The organism is Apibacter sp. B2912 (assembly GCF_009827835.1).
GTDB lineage: Bacteria > Bacteroidota > Bacteroidia > Flavobacteriales > Weeksellaceae > Apibacter.
This window is the reverse complement of record NZ_WINV01000004.1, coordinates 174,818-183,142: the sequence shown is the minus strand read 5'-3', so window position 1 is coordinate 183,142 and position 8,325 is coordinate 174,818. Positions and strand designations below refer to the sequence as shown.

The following is an 8,325-nucleotide window of genomic DNA, read 5'->3' as shown; positions in this document are numbered from 1 at the left end:
TCTTTTTTTAATCTTTTTTGCTAATTTATTACTAATATACTGAATACGAACCACTTAACCTCAAAAAAAATTTTTAATTTTTTTTTATTTATTCCTGCTTCTCTCCTGATCATTCGTATTGGTGCTTATTGGCTCGTTCTTATTCTTTTCTATTTTATTATCTTTATAGGTTGTATTCTCTAATTGATAGTTTTGAATTCCTTTCCTCTAATGTTTTTATTCAAGTACTTTTTTTATATATATAGGTTGATAGTACTCTTTACTATTAATACTTTTTATTGTATCTTTTATTTAACATTATTGTTCTTTACGGAGTCTTTCCAGTTCTGCAGCTACTAAATGATGTGATATTGTTTTTTCTTTAAATATATTGAGTATCTCCTTCTTTTCTTTTTCCGTTGCTCCTAATTGATTTATTATATTGGTAAGATGCATTTTCATATGTCCTTTTTGAATTCCTGTTGTAATTAATGATCGTATTGCAGCAAAATTTTGAGCCAGTCCAGCAACTGCTATAATTTGCATAAGTTTTTCTGCTGAGGGATTATTTAATATTTGTAAGGATGCTATTACTAATGGATGAAGCTTCGTTAAGCCTCCAACTATTCCTAAGGATATAGGCAGATCAAGCCAAAAACGAAATTGATCGTTTTTAATTTCACAATGAGTTAAACTGGTGTATTTCCCTTTATGTGAGGCATAGGTATGTGAACATGCCTCAACTGCTCTAAAATCATTTCCTGTGGCTATTACTACAGAATCAACTCCATTCATAATTCCTTTATTGTGAGTAGCTGCTCTATAAGGTTCTACTTCTGCTATTTCAACTGCTTGTTTAAACTTCCAGGCAAATTCCTCCGGAGGCATTCCGCTGTCGTCCTTTAAGTCTTTTATTTTACAGCTTACTTCAGCTCTCGCCATACAATCGGGTGTATAATTGGAAAGTATAGACATAATAATCTGCAGGCTGTTCTTTTCTTCTTTATTAAATATATTGGATTTTTGAAATTCTGTTTTAAATGTTTTTGAAAATTGTTCGAGGCATGAATTTATAAAATTTGCTCCCATACTATCTTGTGTATTAAAAGAACCTTTTATCTGATAGTAGTTTTCAAGCTCTTTGGATTTATCTATTAACTCTATATTCACAATTCCTCCTCCTCTCATCTGCATATTCTTAGTGAGATCCTTCGATTGTTTAATGAGTTCTTCTTTTAAATGGGTGTTAAACCATTGTAATAATTTACTCCCTTCTCCTTTATATATGAAGTGTATATGTCCTAATTTAGTGTTTCCTAAAAGTTTCGTTTTAAAACCTCCTTTATCTAACCAAAATTTAGCCGATTTGGAGGCAGCCGCTACTACTGAGCTTTCTTCTATAGCCATGGGCAAGGCATATATTTCATCATTTATTAAAAAATTGGGAGCTATCCCATAGGGAAGGTAAAAATTGCTTATAGTGTTTTCTGTAAATTCATCATGTAGTTTTTGCAAATCATCGTTGTGATTCCAATACTGTTCTAATATATTTTTTAAATCTCCTGAACCTCCTCCGTATTGTTGGTTTAGCCAGTTAATTTTTTGTTCTTTATTTAGTTTAGAAAACCCTTCAATAATTTTACTTTTCATCTTATTACTTGATTAAGTCTTTAACAAAAGTAAAATTTATAATTTTATATCGTAATTATTTACATTTATTGTTCATGACATTTTGTTTTTTTAATAGTATAGTTTAGTAACATTCTTAGATGAACAATCTTTTATATATAGTATAAGTAATCAAATTATATTTTTTTGAATATTTTTTTATACATTTTACTCTTTTTAAATTATTTTTTAATTTTAGAATTAAAATCCTCTATTTTGTTTACTTTTTTATATTTATTTTTTTAAACTTTTAGTATATATTTGTATTAAAACCTAAAAGTAAATGGAAAACCCATCCACTGCAGTCAATATTGAACAGAAATTAGCTTTTGATTTAGCCAACTATACTAACAAAAACATTTTTATAACCGGAAAGGCGGGTACGGGTAAAACCACTTTTTTAAAGGAATTGAAAAATTCTACTAGAAAAAACACTATTATCGTTGCTCCCACGGGAGTAGCAGCTATTAATGCGGGTGGGGTTACTATACATTCTTTATTCGGATTTCCTCTTACAAGTTTTATTCCTGTTAATGACGGATGGATTGATCGGAATATTGCTATCACTAAATTAGAACTTCATCAACATTTTAGGTATAATAAAGATAAGAGAAAATTATTTTCGGAGGTTGAATTATTAATTATCGATGAAGTTTCCATGTTGCGTGCGGATATTCTTGATGCTATTAACTGGTCTTTGCAATACACAAGAAAAAATGCAGCTCCTTTTGGAGGTGTACAAATACTTATGATTGGAGACATGTATCAATTACCTCCTGTAATAAAAGAAGAACAATGGAATCTTTTAAAGAATTATTATAAAAGCCTTTTTTTCTTTGATGCATTAGTTTTGCAAAATTATCCTCCGGTATGTATTGAATTCAAAAAAGTATACAGGCAAGATGATCCTGTTTTTATAAATTTATTGAATGCTATTCGATACCAGGATTTTGATTCTATTGATTTTGAATTACTTCATGAAAGATATGATCCTGATTTTATTCCGAAGGAACCCGGTTATATAACTTTGACAACTCATAATTCTATTGCTACTTCCATTAATGAGAATGAATTAAGAAAACTCAATAAACCTGTTAAGTTTTTTGAGGCTATTGTAGATGGTGTTTTTCCTGAAACCTCATATCCCACTGATATGGAATTGGTATTAAAAGAGGGCACTCAAATCATGTTCATTCGAAATGACAGCTCCGGCAACAGAAGGTATTTCAACGGAAAAATCGGTATTATTGAAAAAATTGAGGATTTTGAAATTTATGTTCGATTTGAAAATCAAAAAGAATCCTTTTTATTGGAACATGAAGTTTGGAAAAATATAAAATATAGTATTGATCCTGAAACGGGCAAGATTACTGAAGAAGTTTTGGGATCGTTTTCTCAATTTCCCATTCGACTTGCTTGGGCTGTAACCATCCATAAAAGTCAAGGGCTAACTTTTGATAAAGTTATTGTTGATGCAGGAAAATCTTTTGCTTCCGGCCAGGTTTATGTTGCCTTAAGCAGGTGCCGAACTTTGGAAGGAATTATTTTAAAATCTATTATAAGAAATCATAATATTATTCAAGATTCTAAGATAAATGAATTTCAAAATCAAATGTGGAATGTGCATGAGTTAGAAAATACTCTTAATGAAGAGAAATATAATTTTGGACTTGAAACTCTTTTTAAATCTTTATCGGTTCTTTCTTTAACTCATAGGATTCAGGATTGGCGCAAAATGACTATTGAAAAATCTATTCCTGAAAAACAACAGGTTTTGGATTTAATTACTTCTATTGATGAGTGCTTACATTCTCTTTTGTTAATCAATCAAAAATTTCAACGAAATATTCTTTCTCGTTTTAATTCATCAACTATTACCAATAAAGAGGAAATATGGCGAACTATCGAAATGAGAGCTAAAGACGCTGTTGAATATTTTGCTGATGAGCTTTTTCTTAGAGTTTGGAAACCTTTGCAAACTCATTATCTTGATTATAAAAATAAATCAAGAATTTCTCAATATCTAAAATTCATTTGTGAATTTGAAAATGATAGTAAAGTGAAAATAAAATATATACTTTCCACGAATCTTATTGATCAACGGATTACATATAAAGAATATGTTTTTACTTCTGATTGTGAAACTTTTTCAAAAGCCAATAAAAAGGAAGACACGGTTGATTTAACTTTACAGCTTTTGCAGGAAGGAAAAAATCTTATAGAGGTAGCCAAAGTTAGAAATTTGACGGTTTCTACTATTAGCAATCATGTGGCTAAATTGATTTCTAAAAATAAAGTATCTGTATATGATTTTATCTCTGAGGAAAAGTATGTTTTGATTGAAAAAAAATTAGCTGAGTTAAATACTAAAGAATTAAAACTTATTAAGGAATCATTGGGAGATGAGGTTTCTTACGACGAAATTAAATTTGTACGAAGCGATTTGGGCATATAAATAAACAATACTGTGAGTAATTAAATTCTATTTTTCAAGTACGCGTATATCTACTCTTCTGTTTTGTGCCTTACATTCAGGTGTATCATTAGCTTCACAAACCGGATGCTGTGATCCATATCCTTCAGATGATATTCTTTCTGTTTGTACTCCTGATTTGATTAATTCTTCTTGAACGATTTTTGCTCTATCTTCTGAAACTTTTTTATTAGTTTCTTCTGATCCGGTAGTATCAGTATATCCTCCAATTTTAACTTTAGCTTTAGGAAATGCTTTTAAAATTTGAGCTAAATTTTTTATTTGTTTTCCTGATTCTGTAGTTAAAGTGGTTTTACCTGTATCAAAATATACTCGATCTAATGTAATCCAGCCTTTGGTTTTGTCTTCACTTACATTTAGAGTTGAATCTTTTAGAAAATTAAACAATTTAGCCTCGGTTGAATTGTTTCCTACTTCGAAAATTTCTTCTCCGTTCGGAAGTTTTATGGTAAATATATCCCCGGTTTCATATATAAAATTTCCTGTTGCAGTATCTAAGGTACCTTGAATGACTGTACCAATTTTATCTACTTCAACCGATTGTTCTTTTTCTAATTTTTCTTTTTCTGCCTGTTGTTTTTCAAGTTCTTCTTTTTTATCTCTGGCACATTCACAACTTGTTATAGTACAAACAATTGTTAAAGCTCCTAAAAATTTTACAAGGGGTTTATATAATTTTTTATTCATATTAATAATTTAATGTAAAAAAATTAACTCACAGTATTATTTATTAAGAAGGTAAATTTACATTAATATTTGATTTAGGAAAATTTTAATAAATAATTATTTTATACCTTATCATATATTTTATTTTTAAGATATTAAATAAATTTAAATTAAAAGAACTTGTATTTGTCGAATACTAATCATTTAAAAAATGATTTATAATTAAAATAACCATATCATTATCTTAATTTTTTTACTATTTTTATTGATCAATTTTCAATTGAGATAATGTGAATTAATTTTATTTTTTTATTATATTAATTGATTTTTTTATATTATGTTTAACCATTTGCAATAATTTAATAATGAAATATAAAAATATAGTATACATTTTCTTGGTTGCAATTATCATTAAAATAGTATATATTTTTACAGCAGTCTTTATTTTAAAGAACGCTATAGATTATTCTAATTTTAACACTTTTATTGGTGATATTTTTTATAGATGGGACTCCCATAAATACTATTCTTTAATAATAAATGGATACCCACATTCATCACCGGATATTTTAGCTGAAAAAGATCATATTTGGGCTTTTTTTCCGCTATATCCCGGAATTATTTCTGTTTTAATGAAAGTATTTTCTTTAAGTTTTAACACAGCTGCATTTTTTTGGTCTCTTGTATCTTCTTTAGCTGCTTTTCTTGGAATTTACTGGTTTTGTAACATTTATTTTAACAATACTAAGAAATCATTATTTATAACTATACTTTTTTTATTTCTCCCATTTAGTTACTACTTTTCAGCTTTTTTAACTGAAAGTACTTTTTTACTTTTATTAATATTTTCATTTATTAGTATTTATAAGAAAAAATATTTTATCTTCTCAATTCTATCTTCTTTGCTTGTTCTTGTTAGAGCTAATGGAATGTTATCGGTATTTATCCTTTTTTTATTTTTTTTAGAAAATAAAGGAATCATTTCTGGATATTTTAGATTTAATTTTTCAATTAAAAAAGAACTTGTTATTAAGTCATTATTTTTCGTTCCTCCTGTATTAGTATTTCTATGCTATTGCTTATATCAATATTATATGACCGGAGATTTTTTTGCTTTTTCAACAGTACAGAAGGCTTGGGGGAGAACAGGCGGAATTCCTCATGACTTTATTATTTTTAGAATTCCTTTAGCGTTACTATCTTTATTTTTGTTTGTTTATTTTTTAAATGTTAAAAAAAATCAATTAAGTTTTACTCTAATGATTATTTTGAATCTATTACTTCCTATTTCAACCGGAACTTTTGGTTCTATTCCAAGATACAGTTGTACATTATTTCCACTTTATATAATAGTTGGTAATGCTGTTAACAACACAAAAATAAAATGGCTTATTATTGCTTTAACTTTCTATATACAAATTTATTACTATATTTTATGGTTGAAACTTAGTTTTGTCACTGCTTGATCAATTAATTAAATTTAATTTACAAACTATATATAGATTTTTAGATTATTTAAATTACTAACTTGAAAAATAGAAGTTTTTTAGTAACTATATATGTTTATTTATATTAAAAAAGATCAAATTATTTTCTGTCAATAGAAGCCGGGATATTGATATTTTTATTATTAACCCCATACAAATGTTTAAAAATAAATAATCTCTTATAAGTCAAAAAGTTTACTTTATCTTACTTTAAAAAAATGATCATAAATTTATAAGGGTTTAAATTTTATATATGTCATTGTAGAAAAGAATGAAATATTTTTGGATTCCAATTTTTTAAACTCGTCGAGTTTATTTCATTAAATATCTGTCTCCCCTAATTAATCTAACTTAAATTTTAACATTAAAAGATAGAAATGTATTTTTTTCATCAGGTTTATAAAAATCATAAATTATCTCGTACCATAATTAGCCAATTGTATATTGGGAACTACTTATAAATTCCGGCTTATTTCCGTTGAAGAAGATAGTAGTAAGCTTTTATACACTTATTTTAAAATAAGAAAAATTTATTTAAATCTTTACGTTGTTATTAATTTACTTTCACAAAATAAAACTCTGATTATAAAATTATTAACAAAATATAAAGATGATAATTAATTTATCATTTAAGAATTCTACAAGAAATAAGGGCATGAATAATGGATTCAGGAAAAATATCTTCATCGTATATATTATTCAATAATTCGTCAAGATCATAGGATGAAATCTGATAATCATAATATAATTTAGGTATATTATTTTTTTTAAAAAGGTAAAGGGTTTGTTCAAAACGATTGTAAGTTTTTTCAAGAATCGTTATCTTTTGTTGTATCGATTCAAAACTAATTTCAAATTGGTTTATTTTCTGATCTAATTCAGCTATCTTTTCCAACAATATATCATCTTCTGTTGATCTAGTTTGTAATGTTATATCATGAAGTCGTTGTTGAGATTGACTTTGTAGCATTTTAGCCAATCGATTAGATATTTTTCTAAATTCATTACTTTCACCCGATCGAGTTTCAATTAATTCATTTTCTATATCCTGTTTCTGTTTTTTATAATAAGCCAAATACTCCTCAGTTTGTTTCAATTCTAATTTGAGTTTAGGCAACTTTAAGTTTTTTTCAACATCATATTCTTTTTGATCTTTCTGCTCTAATAAAGATAGGCATAAATTTTTTTCAGATTCATAGCATATTTTAGACTCTTCAACTAAAGCAATTAATATTTTATGGTTATTATAATTTTCAGAAAAATTTATAAATCTAGCAATCCAATTATCTAAATTACGAATAATACCAGAACCTTTATAACTACTTTCTCCATAATCACGATCAATCAAATAATTATAATATCGATTTTGATTGTACTTTTCTATTTTAGTTGAAAACTGTTGGTTTGAGGTTTCAATTTTTTTTTTATCTAGATTTAATTTTTCCTTAGAAACATTATATCGATTTAAAAGAGATATATACTCTGAATCATTGTCTAAACGTACAAGCTTTAGCTTATAAAAATCATCTAATCTGATAAGAATATTATCTATTTTTTGTTGATAATCATTGATTAGAATATCTAATTTATCAGATTTACGTTTCAAATTACTATTCAATTCTTGTAAATTCTTAATCGCTGTTTGTATTTGAGAATCTTCATTTTTGGGCGATTCCAGTAAATAAATAGTAGCTATCTTTTGGAATATTTTTACCTGTTCATTTTTTAATTTCGAAATTTTTTCATGAGTAACATCAATTTCTTTTTTCGTGATTTCAATAGAAGCTTTAATTTCCAACCCTTTCTTGGCTATTCTATTTTCGATTTTTTCTGTATCCATTTTTTTATTCTAAAATTCAACCTGCTTTAATTAAATTTGGACAATGTAAATTGAATTATATATTTAGTTTGTATAAATATTGATAAATCTTCTTTTACTTTTTGAGTAACAAAAGTTAACGTAATAAGTATTTTAGAAACTTTCAGATCAATATTTTGTGCAACCAAAATAGCAATTAAAGTTTCAATTTA

The 8,325-nt window shown here is 26.6% G+C and carries 5 protein-coding genes; 2 read left to right on the top strand and 3 right to left on the bottom strand.

The window, feature by feature from the left end; genetic code table 11:
- Positions 1–297: 297 nt before the first annotated feature.
- Complete coding sequence (locus GFV01_RS08330; protein ID WP_160566413.1) at positions 298–1,629, bottom strand: hydroxymethylglutaryl-CoA reductase; 1,332 nt, start codon at positions 1,627–1,629, stop codon at positions 298–300.
- 301 nt (positions 1,630–1,930) lie between these two features.
- Here GFV01_RS08330 and GFV01_RS08325 point away from each other — a divergent pair, with 301 nt between their 5' ends.
- Complete coding sequence (locus GFV01_RS08325) at positions 1,931–4,102, top strand: helix-turn-helix domain-containing protein (RefSeq protein WP_160566410.1); 2,172 nt, start codon at positions 1,931–1,933, stop codon at positions 4,100–4,102.
- Positions 4,103–4,129: 27 nt separating this feature from the next.
- Here the strand turns inward: GFV01_RS08325 and GFV01_RS08320 are convergent, their stop codons facing one another.
- Complete coding sequence (locus GFV01_RS08320) at positions 4,130–4,828, bottom strand: OmpA family protein (RefSeq protein ID WP_160566407.1); 699 nt, start codon at positions 4,826–4,828, stop codon at positions 4,130–4,132.
- A gap of 344 nt (positions 4,829–5,172) precedes the next feature.
- Between GFV01_RS08320 and GFV01_RS08315 the strand changes: the two genes are divergently transcribed.
- Positions 5,173–6,273 (top strand): hypothetical protein, encoded by a 1,101-nt coding sequence (locus GFV01_RS08315; RefSeq protein WP_160566405.1) that lies wholly within the window; start codon positions 5,173–5,175, stop codon positions 6,271–6,273.
- 646 nt (positions 6,274–6,919) lie between these two features.
- Here the strand turns inward: GFV01_RS08315 and GFV01_RS08310 are convergent.
- Positions 6,920–8,134 (bottom strand): hypothetical protein, encoded by a 1,215-nt coding sequence (locus GFV01_RS08310; RefSeq protein ID WP_160566402.1) that lies wholly within the window; start codon positions 8,132–8,134, stop codon positions 6,920–6,922.
- Positions 8,135–8,325: the final 191 nt, after the last annotated feature.